The sequence below is a fragment of the Pseudorhodobacter sp. MZDSW-24AT genome, from assembly GCF_002794355.1.
In the GTDB taxonomy this organism is placed as follows: Bacteria; Pseudomonadota; Alphaproteobacteria; order Rhodobacterales; family Rhodobacteraceae; genus Pseudotabrizicola.
The window spans coordinates 148180-163640 of sequence record NZ_PGOI01000007.1; the positions used below are offsets into that span (position 1 = coordinate 148180).

A 15461-nucleotide genomic window follows, 5' to 3' on the forward strand; every position below is an offset into this window, starting at 1 on the left:
GCCTTGCTAGGCGGTCGCGCGCGCGAGAACATTGACGTGGATCAAAATGCGCGGCGCAGATGCAGGTTTCGATGTGGCAGATGGGCGCGGGCGGGGCTGACGGAGAGACGGACCGGCCCCCGGCAGCGCCGGGGGCCAGAGCGGTTTGTGCAGGCCGGGCCTTGGATTACTGGCCGCCGCCCCGGCTGTGGACATAGAGTGCCACGGCGCGGATCTCATCTTCGGTCAGCTTGTCGTTCCAGCCCGGCATCACGCCAAAGCGGGCATTCACGACCGAGGTGGTCACCGCCTCGCGGCTGCCCCCATAGAGCCAGATCGCGTCAAAGAGGTTTGGCGCGCCTTGGGCGATGTCGCCCGAGCCGTCTTCCATATGGCAGGCGGCGCAGTTGTCGAGATAGACCGTTTCCCCTGCTGCGGCGAGCGTGGCGTCATGGTCCTGACCGGACTTCATCAGCACATATTCCACCACTTCGGCGATCTGGGGCCGGTCCAGAATGCCATCGGCACCAAAGGCGGGCATCTGCGACCAGCGCGCCTCGGGGTGGGTGGTGTTGCGGATGCCGTGGGCGATGGTGGTTTGGATGTTCTCGATATCGCCGCCCCAGAGCCAGTCGTCATCCAAGAGGCTGGGGTAGCCCTTGCCCGCGATGCCATTGGCGCCCGAGCCATGGCAGGTGGTGCAGTTGGTGCGGAAAACAGCCGCCCCGGCATTCTGGGCAAAGGACATGAGTTCGGCATCTTGCGACACGGTGGTCATGTCGGCCTGCACCAGACGCGCCTTGATCGGGCCATTGGCATCGTCGAAGCGCTGGATTTCGGCCACCACATCGGCGCGGGTGGAGGCCCCGAGCAGGCCCGGCGTCGCCCCCGAGATCAGCGGCCATGCCGGGTAGGCGATGGTGTAGCCAATGCCCCAGACGATGGTGGCATAGAACACCCAGACCCACCAGCGCGGCATCGGGTTGTCATATTCCTCGATCCCATCCCAGCTGTGACCGGTGGTTTTCACCTCGGTCGGCTTTTGCGTCACCTTCTTGGCGCACATGATGTCACGCCTCCTTCACATGGGGTTTGGGGTCATCCGCCGGGGCGGGTGTCTTGTCGTTGCGAAAGATGGAGTTGGCCACTTCGTCATGCACTTGGCGGCTGCCGGGGCGGAAGGCCCAGACGATGACACCAAGGAAGATGAGAAAGAGCGACAACAAGGCCCAACTGTCGGCGAATTGACGCAGGAAGCTGTAGGTTTCCATCGGCCCCTCCGTCAGCGGCTGGCATCGGGCGTGAAGGTCGAGAAGTCGACCATCGTGCCCAGCACTTGCATATAAGCGATCAGCGCATCGGCTTCGGTCAGCTGCGGCTGGCCATCGAAGTTGCGCACGTTGACGTCGGCCCCGTTGGGCACCGCCGCCGCGCCATAGCGCGATTGCAGACCCGAGCTGTCGCCGTTGGGATCGACCTGCGCCAGAAAATCGGCGCGGGCGTTTTCGATCATGTCCGAGGTATAGGGCACGCCGACCATGGCATGGGTGCGCACCACATTCTCGATATAGCGGCCGTCGATCTCGCGGTTGAAGAGGAAGCCATAGGGCGGCATCACCGATTCCGGCACCACGGATTTCGCATTGCGGAAGTGATCCTGATGCCATTCATCCGAATAGCGCCCGCCCACCCGGGCCAGATCCGGCCCGGTGCGTTTCGACCCCCATTGGAAGGGGTGGTCATACATCGATTCCGCCGCAAGGCTGTAATGGCCATACCGCTCGACCTCATCCCGCATCGGGCGGATCATCTGGCTGTGGCAGCCATAGCAGCCTTCGCGGATGTAGATGTCGCGCCCGGCGAGTTCGAGCGGCGTATAGGGGCGCACGCCTTCGACCTTTTCGATGGTGTTTTCAAGGTAGAAGAGCGGCACGATCTGGACCAGACCGCCGATGGACACAACCAAGAGGCTGAGCACCATCAGAAGCGTGGCATGGGTTTCGATTGCCTTGTGTTTGTCAAGAAAAGCCATTGTCCTGCCCCCCTATCATTCAGCAGGAACAGCCGCGTGTGACGTCACCCGGCTGGGTTGCGCACGCACGGTCATCCACAGGTTGTAGCACATGATGACCGCCCCGCCGAGGAACAGGAGCCCCCCAAGCATACGGACAACATACATCGGATATTTGGCGGCCACGGTGTCGGCAAAGGCGTTCACGAGGTAGCCGTTGGCGTCGACTTCGCGCCACATCAGGCCTTCCATGATGCCCGAGACCCACATCGCGCTTGCGTAAAGCACGATGCCGATGGTGGCGAGCCAGAAGTGCCAGCTGACCAGTTTCAGGCTGTAGAGCCCGTCGCGGTTCCACAGGCGCGGGGTCAGGAAGTAGAGCGCGCCGAAGGTGATCATGCCGTTCCAGCCCAGCGCGCCGGAATGGACGTGGCCGATGGTCCAGTCGGTGTAGTGCGAGAGCGAGTTCACCGCCTTGATCGACATCATCGGGCCTTCAAACGTCGACATGCCGTAAAAGCCGATGGAGACCACCATCATGCGGATCACCGGATCGGTGCGCAGCTTGTCCCAAGCGCCCGACAGCGTCATCAGGCCGTTGATCATGCCACCCCAGGACGGCATCCACAGGATGATGGAGAAGACCATGCCAAGGGTGGAGGCCCAGTCTGGCAGGGCAGTGTAGTGCAGGTGGTGCGGACCGGCCCAGATATAAAGGAAGATCAGCGCCCAGAAGTGGATGATCGACAGCTTGTAGCTGTAGACCGGGCGTTCGGCCTGTTTGGGCACGAAATAATACATCATGCCAAGGAAGCCTGCCGTCAGGAAGAAGCCCACGGCGTTGTGGCCATACCACCACTGGATCATCGCATCCTGCACGCCCGCGGTGACCTGCACCGATTGCGAGCTGAAGATCGAGACCGGAATGGCCATGTTGTTCACCAGATGCAGCATGGCGATGGTGATGATCATGGCCAGAAGGAACCAGTTGGCCACGTAGATGTGGGGTTCCTTGCGCTTCATCAGGGTGCCGGCAAAGACCACAAGGAAGGCGACCCAGACCACGGTGATCAGAATGTCGACATACCAGACGGGTTCGGCATATTCCTTGGACTGCGTGCCGCCGAGGATATAGCCGGTCGCGGCCAGCACGATGACCAGCTGCCAGCCCCAGAAGACGAACCAGCCAAGGTTACCGCCCCAAAGCCGCACCGCGCAGGTGCGCTGCACGATGTAGAAGGACGACATGATGAGCGCATTGCCGCCAAAGGCGAAAATCACCGCCGAGGTGTGCAGCGGGCGCAGGCGGCCGAAGTTGCCGATGCCGTTCAAGGCCTCGAAGTTGAGCCAAGGCCAAGCCAGCTGGCTTGCGATGACGACGCCGACCAGAAAGCCGACGATGCCCCAGAACGAGGTGGCAATCACGCCCGCGCGCACCACCCCATCCATGTATTCATTGGTGTTGACCGTTTTCACCTCGTCCATGCCGCGCAGCACCACCAGAAAGGTGATGCCCGCCGCGAGCATGACGATGATCGCATTGACCTGATAGGCCAGGTCCCAGGCGTAGTTGGAGGCAATGGCCGCCCCAAGGGCAATCAGGCCCAACACGACCAGCTTCAGATAATCCCACATTCCGCGTCCCTTCGTCATTGGCTGGATCCGGCCCCTGATTGATTCGGGGAACTGTCCACGCGCTTTCCGACACGAGTGTTTGTGCAGAAGAGGGCGGAGTGCGGCCTTGATCCATGTCAAATCATGGTGTTGCCCGCAGTGCTAAAGGTCAATGCGGCGTCATTACTCAGGGACGGGCAAGACGCCGCAGGGAAACCCGGACATAGGAGGCGCTTTCCATGACCTACAAATCCATCTTTACCGTTGCGACACAGGCCGCTGAAGTGCCGGTGACGATTGCGGCGGCGGCGCAGGTTTGTGCCCTGTGGGACGGGCATCTGGACGTGCTGGCGCTGGGGGTTGATCGCACGCAACTGGGCTATGCCTATGTCGGAGCGGGGGCGGTGCTGCTTCAGGTGGCGCAAGAGCGCGCCGAAGAGGCGGCGCGCGGCGTGGCACAGGCGGTGCGCGCGGCCTTTGCCGCCGAAGCGCCCGGCCTGCGCGCCGGGGTGGAGGCCGCGGTGACGCAGTTCGGCGCGCTGACCGATCTGGTGGCGCAGCGCGCGCGCTTTGCCGATCTGGTGGTGCTGGGCCGACCCTATGGCAAGGATCAAGGCGGCGAGGAGGAGGCCGTGATCGAGGCGGCGCTGTTCGAGGGGCGTGCGCCGGTGCTGGTGCTGCCCGAGACCGGGCTGGCGCAGGCGGCGCCCAAGCGCGTGGTGGTGGCGTGGAACCAGAGCCGCGAGGCCATGGCGGCGGTGCGCGCGGCGCTGCCGCTGCTGAAACAGGCCGATCAGGTGACGATCACCGTGATCGATCCACCGGTGCATGGGCCCGAGCGGTCAGACCCCGGTGGGATGCTGTGCCAGATGCTGGTGCGTCACGGCGTGCGGGCCGAGGTGACGGTGCTGGCGCGCACGCTGCCGCGCGTGTCGGATGTGTTGCAGCGCCATTTGCGCGACATGAGTGCCGACATGCTGGTGATGGGCGCCTATGGGCATTCGCGCTTTCGCGAGGCGATTCTGGGCGGGGCCACGCGCAACATGCTGGAGCAGGCGACGGTGCCGGTGCTGATGGCGCATTGACCGGGCTGGTGCGAACACGCGGGGCCGGGGGCGATCAACCCTCGGCCTTGGGCAGGTTGGGATCGGTTTCGCAGCGTGACAGCGGCAAGGGCTGCATCTGTGCGACGCGCAGCACCTCGCCCGCGGTGGCGGGGCCGAAACGGCCAGTGATGCAGGCGCAGCCATAGCCGTAAGAGCCGTTGGTTTCGACCCAGCTGCTGCCGGGTTCATAGGCAAAAGCCTCGGCCGGGAGGTCCATCCAGCCGGGCACTTCCGCGCCGCCTTGGGTGGAGAGGGTCCAGGTGGCGTCGCGGTCGGTGAGCCAATGGTTGCCGGGGGTGGGGTTGGCATACCAGCCGCAGCGTTTGACATCGGCTGCCAAGGCGGGGAGCGCGGGCCAAGCGCAGGCAAGGCCCAAAGTCAGCGCCTTAATCCAGAAAGCCGCCATCGCTGTCATCCCCTGTCTGATCCAGAAGCCGGTCGATCGAGGGTATCGTGACCTGCCGCTTGCCGTCCAGCTGGATAATGCCATCCCGCTTCAGCGCGCTGATCTGGCGGCTGACGGTTTCCAGCGTCAGGCCAAGGTAATCGGCCATTTCTTCGCGCGTGAGCGGCAGATCGAAGGTCAGAGCGCCCGTCTGGGCGCGCGGCTCTTTCAGGCTGGCATCCCGGCGGGCGATGATGGCCAAGAGGCTTGCGATCTTTTCGCGCGCGGTCTTGCGGCCCAGAAGGAGCATCCATTCGCGCGCGGCGTCGAGTTCATCGAGCGTCATTTCCAGCAGGCGCTGTGCGATATGCGGCGTGCTGGCCATCAGCTCTTCAAAGGGTTTGCGGCGGAAGCAGCACATCACCAGATCGGTGGTCGCGGTCACGTCATAGGCGGCAGAGGAGCGGCCCGGACGGCCCACGAAATCGGAAGGCAGCAAAAGGCCCACCATCTGGCGGCGGCCATCTTCCATCGTCTGCGTGAGCGTGGCGATGCCGGTGACGACGGAGGCCACGAAATCCATCTTGTCGCCCGACCAGATCACCGTCTGCCCGGCCTCATAGCTGCGGTAATACTTGATCTGTTCAAGCAACTCCAACTCATCCGCCTCGCAGCGGGCGCAGACCGCCCGGTGCCGGATGGGGCAGTCACCACAGTGCTGGCTGGGTGATCGGATGTCACGGTGAACGGACATGGCGACCCTTTCCTGAAGTTGATCTGCATCAAGGCGGATGTGGTGCTGTGGGCAGAGGATACGGGAATGACACATGATCCGCAACTTGCCCGCTTGGGTCTCTTTGATGCGCGCGTGCCGCGCTATACCAGCTATCCCACCGCCCCGCATTTCGGCGGGACGGTGGATGCCGCGCAGTTCACCCGATGGGTCGAGGCGATCCCGGAAGGCTCGGCGATTTCGCTTTATCTGCATGTGCCGTTTTGTCGGCGGCTGTGCTGGTTCTGCGCTTGCCGGACGCAAGGCACCCAGAGCGACGGTCCGGTGCTGGCCTATGTGCGCACGTTGATGGCCGAGATTGCGATGCTGCGCCAGCACCTGCCGCGCGGCGTGACCTTGTCGCGGCTGCACTGGGGCGGCGGCACGCCGACACTGCTTCCGGCGCCCGAGATGGCGCGGCTGGCGGCGGCGGTGATGGAGGCGGTGCCTTTGGGCGAAGGCGCGGAGTTCTCGGTCGAGATCGACCCGAACGAGATTGATGCCGCGCGGCTGGATGCGCTGGTGGCGGCGGGGATGACGCGGGCATCCATCGGGGTGCAGGATTTCGACCCGCTGATCCAGAAAACCATCGGACGCGCGCAGGGCTATGAGTTGACCCGGCAGGTGGCGGAAATGATCCGCGACCGGGGGGTGCGCAGTCTGAACGCCGATATCCTGTATGGTCTGCCGCATCAGACCACGGCGCGGATTTCGGATTCGGTGCAAAAGCTGCTGACGCTGACGCCCGACCGGGTGGCGCTGTATGGCTATGCGCATGTGCCGTGGATGAGCCGTCGGCAGCAGATGATCCCGTCGGATGCCATGCCCACCCCTGAAGAGCGGTTGGCGCTGTTCGAGACCGCGGCAGAGCTGTTTCGCTGGGATGGCTATGTCGATGTGGGGATCGACCATTTCGCGCGGCCGGAGGACGGGATGGCGCAGGCCTTGGCGGCGGGGCGGCTGCGGCGGAATTTTCAAGGCTATACCGATGACACTGCCCCAGTGCTGATCGGGCTGGGGGCCTCATCCATCAGCCGGTTCCCGCAAGGCTTTGCGCAGAACGTGAGCGGCACGTCGGATTACACCAAGGCGGTGCGGGACGGGGTGTTCCCCACCCATCGCGGCCATGTCTTTGCCGGCGAAGACCAGATGCGGGCGCGGATGATCGAGGCGGTGATGTGCGATTTCCACATCAGCCGGGCCGAGATCCTGCGCGATTTCCCGGTGGCGCCCGAACGGCTGGAAAGCCTGTTGCAGGCGGCGGTGACGCGCTTTGGCGATATGGTGGTGCTGGATGCGCAAGGGCTGACGATCCCGCCGCGCGGGCGGGCGCTGACGCGGATGGTGGCGCGGGTGTTCGATGCCTATGACCACAGCAAGGCGCAGCATTCTGCGGCGGTCTGACGACCCGGGCCTTACAATGCGGGGCCCCTGCCCTTAGGTTTATGGGCAGGAGACCTGCTATGAACCATTATTCGCTACTCGATCTGTCCCCCGTGCCCGAAGGCAGCAGCACCGCCGAGGCGCTGGCCAATACGGTGGAGCTTGCGCAACTGGCCGAGGCCACGGGCTATCACCGCTTCTGGCTGGCGGAACATCACAACATGCCGGGGATCGCTTCGGCGGCGACGCCCATCGTGATTGGCCATGTGGCCGGGGCGACCAAGACCATTCGTCTGGGTGCGGGTGGGATCATGCTGCCCAACCATGCGCCTTTGGTGGTGGCCGAACAGTTCGGCACGCTGGCAACGCTGTATCCGGGGCGAATCGATCTGGGGTTGGGCCGCGCGCCGGGGACCGACATGGCCACCGCCCGCGCGCTGCGCCGCCACATGGCGCCCGAGGACAGTTTCCCGCAGGATGTGGTGGAGCTGATCAGCTATTTCGACCCGGCGGTGGAAGGGGCGGCGGTGCGGGCCATTCCGGGCGAAGGCACGCAGGTGCCGGTGTGGATTCTGGGCAGCAGCCTGTATGGCGCGCAATTGGCGGCCTATCTGGGGTTGCCTTATGCCTTTGCGTCGCATTTCGCGCCCGCGATGCTGGAGGATGCGCTGGCCACCTATCGCGCCACCTTCCGCCCGTCGCGCTTTCTGGCGGAACCCTATGCGATGATGGCGGCGGGGGTTTGCGCTGCCGATACGGATGCCGAGGCGCAGGTGCTGCGCACGTCGCAGATGCTGGCCTTTGCGCGGCTGCGCACGGGCGCGCCGGGCAAGCTGCCGCGTCCGGTGACGGATATCGACGCGCATATCCCGCCGCAGGTGCGGGCCGGGGTGGATGCGGCGCTGTCGGTTTCGGCGGTGGGGTCGAAGGCGACGGTGCAGCGCCAGTTGGCCGCGCTGATCGACCGTTATCAGCCCGATGAGCTGATGGTGACCGGAATGATCCATGACCACAAGGCGCGGCTGCGGTCTTTCGCCATCGCGGCGGAGGCTTTGGGCGCGCTGTCGCAGGCGCAGGCGGCCTAGGCTGGCTGCGGGCCAAGGCTTTCGACAAAGGCGACCATGCGCGGCAGGCAGATGCCGCGCAGGTCATAGTCACGCTGAACCGTGGCACGGGCAGCGGCGCGCAGGGCACCAAAGCGCTGCGGATGGGCCAGCGCCTCGGTGAGGGTGCGCGACCAGCCCGCCACATCGAAGAAATCGACCAGCAGCCCGTTTTCGCCATGGCGCAGCACCTCGGCCACCGGGGCGGTGTTGGAGCCGACGACAAGGCCGCCTGCCGCCATCGCCTCGAGCATCGACCAGGACAGGACGAAGGGATAGGTGAGGTAAGCGTGGGCGCGGCTGATCTGAAGGATCGAGACAAAGGTGGGATAGGGCACCTTGCCCATGAAATGCACCCGGTCCATCGGCAGGCGGTGCTGCACTTCCGCAAGGATCTGGTCTTTCCAGCCTTTGGCCCCTTTGGGCGCGGCGCCATAGCTTACCTCATCGCCGCCGACGATCACCGCATGGGCCTCGGGGCGGGCGCGCAGCACATCGGGCAGCGCGCGCAGGAAGATATGATAACCGCGATAGGGTTCCAGATTGCGGTTGACGAAGGTCAGCACCTCATCCCCCGCGCGCAAGGTGCGGCCATCGGGCAAGGTCAGGCTGGCCTGCGGGTTGGGCTGCACCGCGGTGCAATCGACGCCGTCGTGGATGACCGTGATCATCGGGCGCAAGGCATTGGGGTAGGTGTTGGCCTGCCATGCGGTGGGAGAGAGGCCGGCATCGGCGTGCAGCAAGGATTGCCCCAGATGGGCCGTGCGGCCTTGGGCGATCAGGATCTGATCCAGACCGTAAGGGGTGAACTCTGGGTCAAATCCCACATCCGCCCCCACCCCGCGATAATAGAACTCGGCATAGACGATCAGTTTGGCCGAAGGCCAGATTTCCTTGAGAAACAGCGTCTCGCCCCAGCCAGAATGGCCGAAGATCACATCCGGGGTGTAGCCTTCGCCATCGCGCAGCTGCGCACAGGCGCGGGCCACGGTGACGCCGCGATCGGACATCAGGGTGTAATTGCGGCCCAAGCGGGTTTGCGCCGGGTCCACCGGGGCGGCGTCATGCTTGTAGCGGAAGGTGGGGACGCTGGATGAGCGGGTGTTGCGGGAATCGGTCAGCGCGCGCACGTCATGGCCGCGCCGCAGCAGTTCCGGGGCCAGATGCAGAAACTGGCCCGGGAAATTCTGGTGCAGAAACAGGATTTTCACACCGCCGCCTCGGCGCGCGCCCCCGGCACCGCGCCAAACGCCGCCTGCATCAGCGCGCGGGTGTAATCTGAGGCAGGGGCATCAAACACCGCGCGCGCGTCGCCCTGTTCGACCACATCGCCCGCCTTCATCACCATCACCTGATGCGACAGCGCGCGCACGACGCGCAGATCGTGGCTGATGAAGATATAGGCCAGCCCCCATTTCCGCTGCAAATCGCGCAAAAGATCGACGATCTGGACCTGAACGGTCATGTCGAGTGCCGAGGTGGGTTCATCCAGCACCACCAGTTTCGGGCGCAGGATCATCGCACGGGCGATGGCGATGCGCTGCCGCTGCCCGCCGGAAAACTCATGCGGGTAGCGCGTCATGGTGGCGGGGTCGAGACCCACCTCTGTCATGATGGCGGCCACCTTTTCGCGGGATTGGGCGGGGCTGTCATTGCCGTGCAGCGCAAGGCCTTCGGCGATGATCTGCTCGGCCGTCATGCGCGGCGAGAGGCTGCCAAACGGGTCTTGGAACACCACCTGCATGTCGCGGCGGACCGGGCGCAGGGCGCTGCCCGACAGGGCAGAGATGTCGCGCCCCAGCACCACGATGGGCCCGGTGGAGGGCACCAGCCGCAGGATGGCAAGGGCGAGCGTGGTCTTGCCCGAGCCGCTTTCGCCGACGATCCCCAGCGTTTCGCCCGCGCGCACCGACAGGGTGGCGTCGTTCACCGCCTTTACATGGCCCACCGTCTTGCGCAGGAAGCCTGCGGTGATGGGAAACCAGACGCGCAAGGATTGGGTGCGCACCACCTCGGCCGCGTCGGCGGGCACAGGGTCGGGCAGGCCTTTGGGTTCGGCGGCCAGCAGTTTGCGGGTATAAGGGTGTTGCGGATTGGCAAAGATCTCGGCCGTGGGGCCTTGCTCCACGATCTCGCCGCCTTGCATGACGCAGACCCGGTCGGCGATGCGGCGCACGATGCCAAGGTCATGGGTGATGAACAGCAAGGACAGGCCTTCGGAGCGTTTCAGATCGGCCAGCAGGTCAAGGATCTGCGCCTGAATCGTCACATCGAGCGCGGTGGTGGGTTCATCCGCGATCAGCAGTTCGGGGCCATTGGCCAGCGCCATGGCGATCATCACGCGCTGCCGCTGACCGCCGGAGAGTTGATGCGGATAGGCGCCAAGGCGGCTTTCGGCATCGCGGATGCCGACCTTTTGCAGCAGGTCAAGGATGCGGGCGCGGGCCGCCTGCCCTGTCAGCCCCTGATGCAGCGCAAGGCTTTCGCCCAGTTGGCGTTCGATGGTGTGCAGCGGGTTCAGGCTGGTCATCGGTTCCTGAAAGATGAAACTGATGTCATTGCCGCGCACCCGGCGCAATTCAGCCTCGGACGCGCCCACCATCTGGCTGCCCTGATAGGTGACCGAGCCTTGGACAAGCGCATTGTCGCCCAGAAGCCCGACGGTGGAGAGCGCCGTGACCGACTTTCCCGACCCGGATTCGCCCACCAGCGCCACGGTTTCACCTTTGGCCACGGTGAAGGACACGCCGCGCACCGCCTGTATCACCCGGCCATCCTGCCGGAAGCTGATCTGCAGATCCTTGACCTCTAGCACGCTCATTGAAAGGTCTTTCGCGGGTCAAAGGCATCGCGGACGCCTTCGAAGATGAAGACCAGAAGCGACAGCATGATGGCAAAGGTGAAGAAGGCAGTGAAGGCGAGCCAAGGGGCCTGAAGGTTCTGCTTGGCCTGCTGGGTCATCTCGCCCAAGGACGGTGAGGAGGAAGGCAGGCCAAAGCCGAGGAAATCGAGTGCGGTGAGCGCGCCGATGGTGCCGGTGATAATGAAGGGGAGCATGGTCAGCGTGGCGACCATCGCATTGGGCAGCACATGGCGGAACATGATGACGCGGTCGGGCACGCCCAGCGCGCGGGCGGCGCGGACATATTCGAAGTTGCGCGCGCGCAGGAATTCCGCCCGCACCACGCCGACAAGCGCCGTCCAGCCAAAGAGCACCATCAGGCCGACGAGAATCCAGAAGTTCATGCTGAAGATCGCGGCCACGATGATGATGACGTAAAGCGAGGGCGTGGCCCCCCAGATCTCGATGATGCGCTGAAAGATCAGGTCGGTGAGGCCGCCGAAATAGCCCTGCACCGCCCCTGCGGCGATGCCGATCACCGAGGTCAGCACGGTGACGATCAGTGCAAAGCTGACCGAGAGGCGGAAGCCGTAGATCACGCGGGCCAGCACGTCGCGGGCGGTGTCATCGGTGCCCAGCCAGTGCTGCGCATCGGGGGCCGAGGGCGCGGCCTTGCCGATGTCATTGATGGTGTTGAAGCTGTAAGGGATCAGCGGCCAGATGATGCGGCCTTTTTCAATGGCCTCGCCCGCGGCGGTGCCTTGGGCGGATGCCTCGGCCAGAATGGCTTCGGGATCATCCCAGCAGGCCTCGGACCCGGCGGCGATGATCAGGCATTGCACCTCGATATCCTTGTATTTCGCCTCGGTCTGGAAATCGCCGCCAAAGGCGGTTTCCGGGTAGAAACGGGCAAAGGGCGCGTGCCATTCGCCGCGAAACTGCACCAGAAGCGGTTTGTCATTGGCGACGAGTTCAGCACAAAGCGAGATGCCGTAAAGGATGGAGAACAGGATCAGCGACCAGAAGGCGCGGCGGTTCGATTTGAAGTTGCGCCAGCGGCGTTGGTTGAGCGGTGAGAGGGCCATGGATCACCCCCTCCGCTCGAAATCGATGCGCGGGTCGACCCAGACATACATGAGGTCGGACAGGATGCCGACGACAAGGCCGATGAGGCCAAAGAAGAACAGCGTGCCGAAGATCACCGGATAATCGCGTTCCACCGCCGCGCGGAAGCCAAGCTGGCCCAGCCCGTCGAGCGAGAAGATGGTTTCGATGATCAGGCTGGAGCCGAAGAAGACCGAGAGGAACAGCGCAGGAAACCCTGCGATCACGATGAGCATGGCATTGCGGAAGACATGGCCATACAGCACGCGGTTTTCCGGCAGGCCCTTGGCGCGGGCGGTCATGACATATTGCTTCTTGATCTCGTCCAGAAAGCTGTTCTTGGTCAAAAGCGTGAGCGTGGCAAAGCTTGCGATGGTGGAGGCGATCACCGGCAGGGTGATGTGCCAGAGGTAATCGAGCACCTTGCCGATCATCGAGAGCTGATCGAAGTTGTCCGAGGTCAGGCCGCGCAGCGGGAACCAGCGGAAATAGCTGCCCCCCGCGAAGAGGACCAAGAGCAGGATGGCAAAGAGAAAGCCCGGAATGGCATAGGCGGCGATGATGACACCGCTGGTCCAGGTGTCGAATTTTGACCCGTCGCGCACCGCCTTGCGGATGCCAAGCGGGATGGAGATGGCATAGGCGATCAGCGTGGACCACAGGCCCAGCGTCAGCGACACCGGCAGCTTTTCCCAGACCAGTTCCAGCACGCCGATCGAGCGGAAATGGCTCTCGCCGAAGTCGAACTGGATGTAATTCCACATCATGATGAAAAACCGCTCCCAAGCCGGGATGGCTTCCTTCACGCATTCCGGCGCGCGGGCCGAGGGGGTTCCGGTGAAGCCCGGTTCACAGACAAAGCGGGCAAAGCCGAACTGCACCTCAAGCTCGGCCAGAAAGCTGGGGTCAAGGCCTTGGGCGCCGACATAGCCAGAGTCGTTGCCCTGTTGCGCGATGCCGGCATCACCGGCGCCGCTGATGGCCTGAATGGAATCGCCGCCGCCATCGATGCGGGCCAGCACCTGTTCGATCGGGCCGCCGGGCACGAATTGGGTCAGCGCGAAGTTGATGATCATGATCCCGATCAGGGTCGGGATGATCAGCAAGATCCGCCGGAGGATATAGGCGCCCATCTGGTCTGCCTGCCTGTTGTTCTTGTTATCGCAGAACGCCGGAAGCTTTCAGGGCCTCTGCCTTTTCGGCGTTGTACCACCAGAAATCGAGTTCGCCCAGAGCATAGGGCGGCAGCGTCTCGGGGTGTTCGTACATGTTGTAATAGGCGATGGTGTGGGTGTTCTTATACCATTGCGGCACCCAGAAGCGTTCGGCGCGCAGCACGCGGTCCAGCGCCTGGGTGGCCACGGTCAGATCGTCCAGCGATTGCGAGGCCATGACATTTTCGATCAACTGGTCAACGGCGGGGCTTTTCAGACCCATGACGTTGAAGGCCGAAACATCGGCGGTTTCCGAACCATAGAATTGCTTGAGCTCGGAGCCGGAAATGTAGGACGACCGCGCGTTTCCGGTGATCATGTCGAAATCATAGGATGGCGGACGGGTGCGCGATTCCATCTGGGCATTGTCGACCCGGGTCATGCGGGCGTCGATCCCCAGCGCCTTCAGGTTTTCGACGAAGGGGTTCATCACCCGGTCAAAGGTGGGGCTGTCATTCAGCATTTCCACCGAAAGCACCTGCCCGGCGGCGTTGCGGCGCATCCCGTCGCTGCCCACGGTCCACCCGGCCTCGTCCAAGAGGGCGCTGGCGCGGCGCAGGTTGCCACGATCCAGCTGACGCGCGCCCGACTCGGGAGCCATCACCGCCTCATCCGTCAGGATGGTGGCGGGCAACAGGCCCTGATCCACCAAGGGCTGCAAGAGCGCAGCCTCGGCCGGGGTGGGGGTGCCGGAGGCTTCCAGCCATGAGTTTTCCCAGACCGAATGCACACGGGCATAAAGATCGTAGAACAGCGTGGCATTCGACCATTCGAAGTTGAACATCAGGCCGATGGCTTCGCGCACGCGCGGGTCTTGGAACTTTTCGCGGCGCAGGTTGAACAAGAACGCCTGACCACTGGCCTTGGCGCCATCGGGAAGCTCGGTCTTGATGATCTGGCCATTGGCGACTTCGGGGAAATCAAAACCGGTGGCCCATTTGATGCTGCTTGCCTCGTTGCGGAAGGTGTAGTTGCCCGCCTTGAAGCCTTCGAAAGCGGCGTCGTAATCGGAATAATATTCGACGCGGATGCTGTCAAAATTGCTGCGGCCCTTGTTCATCGGGAGATCCGCGCCCCAATAGTCAGGGTTGCGCACCCAAGTGATGGATTTGCCCACATCGATGCGTCCCGGCATGTAGGGCCCGGAGCCGAGCATCGGGGTCATGCTGGATTCTTCGAGATCAAGGTTATTGGCTTCGTAATGCGCCTTAGAGATCACCGGCAGCCCGCCCATATCGGCGGGCAGGTCGCGGAAGGGCACACCGTCCTTGAAGGTGAACTTGATACGCTGGGGGTCCAGCACCTCGACCGCTTCGACCTGCGTGGCCAGCACGGTGCGGAAATCGGTGAGGCCTTTTGCAAGGAAGGTTTCGTAAGAGAACAGCACATCTTCCGCTGTCAGCGGGCTGCCATCGGCAAAGGTCACCTCGGGGCGGAGGTTGAAGATCACCCAAGAGCGGTCTTCGGGATATTCCAGCGTGGAGCACAGCAGGCAATAGGCGGCCCCGATCTCATCTGCGGTGCCGACGAGGATGGATTCGTAAGGGGCCGAAGACAGCGCCGCCGCGCGGCCCTTGACCGAATAGGGGTTCATGCTGTCGAAGCCACCGAAGGCCCAGACCGAGATTTCGCCGCCTTTGGGCGCATCGGGATTGACGTAAGGCAGGTGGGGGAAATCGGCGGGCAATTGCAACTCGCCAAAGGTCGAGATGCCATGCGCGGTGATCACCGTTTCTTGCGCCCAGACCGGCAGCGCCGCCACGACCGCCGCCCCCAGCACCGCCCATTTGCCATAAGCCATCGCCATTCCGACCTTCCCCTTGTGCCTTTGCCGCTTTTGCGCGGCTTTGGTTCATGTTGGAAAGTAAAGCGCGCTTTGTCGATGTCTCAAGTGGCGTTTGCGTGATCTGTGCAAGAAAGGAGAAAGGGCCGCCCCAAAGGACGGCCC

At 63.7% G+C, this 15461-nt stretch carries 14 protein-coding genes; 3 read left to right on the forward strand and 11 right to left on the reverse strand.

Going from position 1 to position 15461, the window contains the following annotated elements; translation table 11 throughout:
* Nucleotides 1-166 precede the first annotated feature (166 nt).
* From ccoP to ccoN, 4 genes are read right to left on the reverse strand one after another with little or no spacing between them, the layout of a single operon-like run.
* Complete coding sequence (gene ccoP / locus CUR21_RS06750) at nucleotides 167-1045, reverse strand: cytochrome-c oxidase, cbb3-type subunit III (RefSeq protein WP_100196252.1); 879 nt, start codon at nucleotides 1043-1045, stop codon at nucleotides 167-169.
* A gap of 4 nt (nucleotides 1046-1049) precedes the next feature.
* A complete protein-coding gene (locus tag CUR21_RS06755; RefSeq protein WP_100196253.1) occupies nucleotides 1050-1250 on the reverse strand; it encodes a cbb3-type cytochrome c oxidase subunit 3 in 201 nt (66 codons plus the stop codon).
* An 11-nt stretch (nucleotides 1251-1261) separates the two neighbouring features.
* On the reverse strand, nucleotides 1262-2011 hold the full coding sequence (gene ccoO, locus CUR21_RS06760) for a cytochrome-c oxidase, cbb3-type subunit II (RefSeq protein WP_100196254.1): 750 nt from the start codon (nucleotides 2009-2011) through the stop codon (nucleotides 1262-1264).
* Between the two features lie 15 nt (nucleotides 2012-2026).
* Nucleotides 2027-3625: a cytochrome-c oxidase, cbb3-type subunit I gene (gene ccoN, locus CUR21_RS06765; protein ID WP_100196255.1), complete on the reverse strand. Its 1599-nt coding sequence runs from the start codon at nucleotides 3623-3625 to the stop codon at nucleotides 2027-2029.
* 218 nt (nucleotides 3626-3843) lie between these two features.
* On the opposite strand from ccoN, the gene CUR21_RS06770 reads away from it, so the two are divergent.
* On the forward strand, nucleotides 3844-4689 hold the full coding sequence (locus CUR21_RS06770; RefSeq protein ID WP_100196256.1) for a universal stress protein: 846 nt from the start codon (nucleotides 3844-3846) through the stop codon (nucleotides 4687-4689).
* Between the two features lie 34 nt (nucleotides 4690-4723).
* Here CUR21_RS06770 and CUR21_RS06775 read toward each other — a convergent pair whose 3' ends face one another.
* On the reverse strand, nucleotides 4724-5116 hold the full coding sequence (locus CUR21_RS06775) for a DUF4087 domain-containing protein (RefSeq protein WP_157791954.1): 393 nt from the start codon (nucleotides 5114-5116) through the stop codon (nucleotides 4724-4726).
* Complete coding sequence (fnrL, locus tag CUR21_RS06780; RefSeq protein ID WP_100196258.1) at nucleotides 5097-5849, reverse strand: transcriptional regulator FnrL; 753 nt, start codon at nucleotides 5847-5849, stop codon at nucleotides 5097-5099. Before fnrL ends, CUR21_RS06775 begins: the two co-directional genes overlap by 20 nt.
* 66 nt (nucleotides 5850-5915) lie before the next feature.
* On the opposite strand from fnrL, the gene hemN reads away from it, so the two are divergent.
* Both hemN and CUR21_RS06790 read left to right on the forward strand, forming a co-directional pair.
* Nucleotides 5916-7271 carry an oxygen-independent coproporphyrinogen III oxidase gene (hemN, locus tag CUR21_RS06785; RefSeq protein WP_100196778.1) on the forward strand — a complete coding sequence of 452 codons (1356 nt, stop codon included), beginning with the start codon at nucleotides 5916-5918 and terminating at the stop codon, nucleotides 7269-7271.
* A gap of 59 nt (nucleotides 7272-7330) precedes the next feature.
* On the forward strand, nucleotides 7331-8335 hold the full coding sequence (locus CUR21_RS06790) for an LLM class flavin-dependent oxidoreductase (RefSeq protein WP_100196259.1): 1005 nt from the start codon (nucleotides 7331-7333) through the stop codon (nucleotides 8333-8335).
* On the opposite strand, the gene CUR21_RS06795 is transcribed toward CUR21_RS06790, so the two are convergent.
* From CUR21_RS06795 to CUR21_RS06815, 5 genes are read right to left on the reverse strand one after another with little or no spacing between them, the layout of a single operon-like run.
* Complete coding sequence (locus CUR21_RS06795) at nucleotides 8332-9564, reverse strand: glycosyltransferase (protein ID WP_100196260.1); 1233 nt, start codon at nucleotides 9562-9564, stop codon at nucleotides 8332-8334. The two genes, CUR21_RS06790 and CUR21_RS06795, sit on opposite strands and share 4 nt — an antisense overlap.
* Nucleotides 9561-11174: an ABC transporter ATP-binding protein gene (locus tag CUR21_RS06800; protein ID WP_100196261.1), complete on the reverse strand. Its 1614-nt coding sequence runs from the start codon at nucleotides 11172-11174 to the stop codon at nucleotides 9561-9563. The genes CUR21_RS06795 and CUR21_RS06800 overlap by 4 nt, the downstream gene beginning before the upstream one ends.
* The gene (locus CUR21_RS06805; protein WP_100196262.1) at nucleotides 11171-12280 is read right to left on the reverse strand and encodes an ABC transporter permease; all 1110 of its coding nucleotides are present in this window, start codon (nucleotides 12278-12280) and stop codon (nucleotides 11171-11173) included. Before CUR21_RS06805 ends, CUR21_RS06800 begins: the two co-directional genes overlap by 4 nt.
* A gap of 3 nt (nucleotides 12281-12283) precedes the next feature.
* The gene (locus CUR21_RS06810; protein ID WP_100196263.1) at nucleotides 12284-13432 is read right to left on the reverse strand and encodes a microcin C ABC transporter permease YejB; all 1149 of its coding nucleotides are present in this window, start codon (nucleotides 13430-13432) and stop codon (nucleotides 12284-12286) included.
* A gap of 25 nt (nucleotides 13433-13457) precedes the next feature.
* Complete coding sequence (locus CUR21_RS06815; protein ID WP_100196264.1) at nucleotides 13458-15320, reverse strand: extracellular solute-binding protein; 1863 nt, start codon at nucleotides 15318-15320, stop codon at nucleotides 13458-13460.
* Nucleotides 15321-15461: the final 141 nt, after the last annotated feature.

Excerpts from the sequence above, each read along its gene's own strand:
- ccoP (WP_100196252.1), bottom strand. The coding sequence starts at position 1,045 with ATGTGCGCCAAGAAGGTGACGCAAAAGCCGACCGAGGTGAAAACCACC.
- CUR21_RS06755 (WP_100196253.1), bottom strand. The coding sequence starts at position 1,250 with ATGGAAACCTACAGCTTCCTGCGTCAATTCGCCGACAGTTGGGCCTTG.
- ccoO (WP_100196254.1), bottom strand. The coding sequence starts at position 2,011 with ATGGCTTTTCTTGACAAACACAAGGCAATCGAAACCCATGCCACGCTT.
- ccoN (WP_100196255.1), bottom strand. The coding sequence starts at position 3,625 with ATGTGGGATTATCTGAAGCTGGTCGTGTTGGGCCTGATTGCCCTTGGG.
- CUR21_RS06770 (WP_100196256.1), top strand. The coding sequence starts at position 3,844 with ATGACCTACAAATCCATCTTTACCGTTGCGACACAGGCCGCTGAAGTG.
- CUR21_RS06775 (WP_157791954.1), bottom strand. The coding sequence starts at position 5,116 with ATGGCGGCTTTCTGGATTAAGGCGCTGACTTTGGGCCTTGCCTGCGCT.
- fnrL (WP_100196258.1), bottom strand. The coding sequence starts at position 5,849 with ATGTCCGTTCACCGTGACATCCGATCACCCAGCCAGCACTGTGGTGAC.
- hemN (WP_100196778.1), top strand. The coding sequence starts at position 5,916 with ATGACACATGATCCGCAACTTGCCCGCTTGGGTCTCTTTGATGCGCGC.
- CUR21_RS06790 (WP_100196259.1), top strand. The coding sequence starts at position 7,331 with ATGAACCATTATTCGCTACTCGATCTGTCCCCCGTGCCCGAAGGCAGC.
- CUR21_RS06800 (WP_100196261.1), bottom strand. The coding sequence starts at position 11,174 with ATGAGCGTGCTAGAGGTCAAGGATCTGCAGATCAGCTTCCGGCAGGAT.
- CUR21_RS06805 (WP_100196262.1), bottom strand. The coding sequence starts at position 12,280 with ATGGCCCTCTCACCGCTCAACCAACGCCGCTGGCGCAACTTCAAATCG.
- CUR21_RS06810 (WP_100196263.1), bottom strand. The coding sequence starts at position 13,432 with ATGGGCGCCTATATCCTCCGGCGGATCTTGCTGATCATCCCGACCCTG.
- CUR21_RS06815 (WP_100196264.1), bottom strand. The coding sequence starts at position 15,320 with ATGGCGATGGCTTATGGCAAATGGGCGGTGCTGGGGGCGGCGGTCGTG.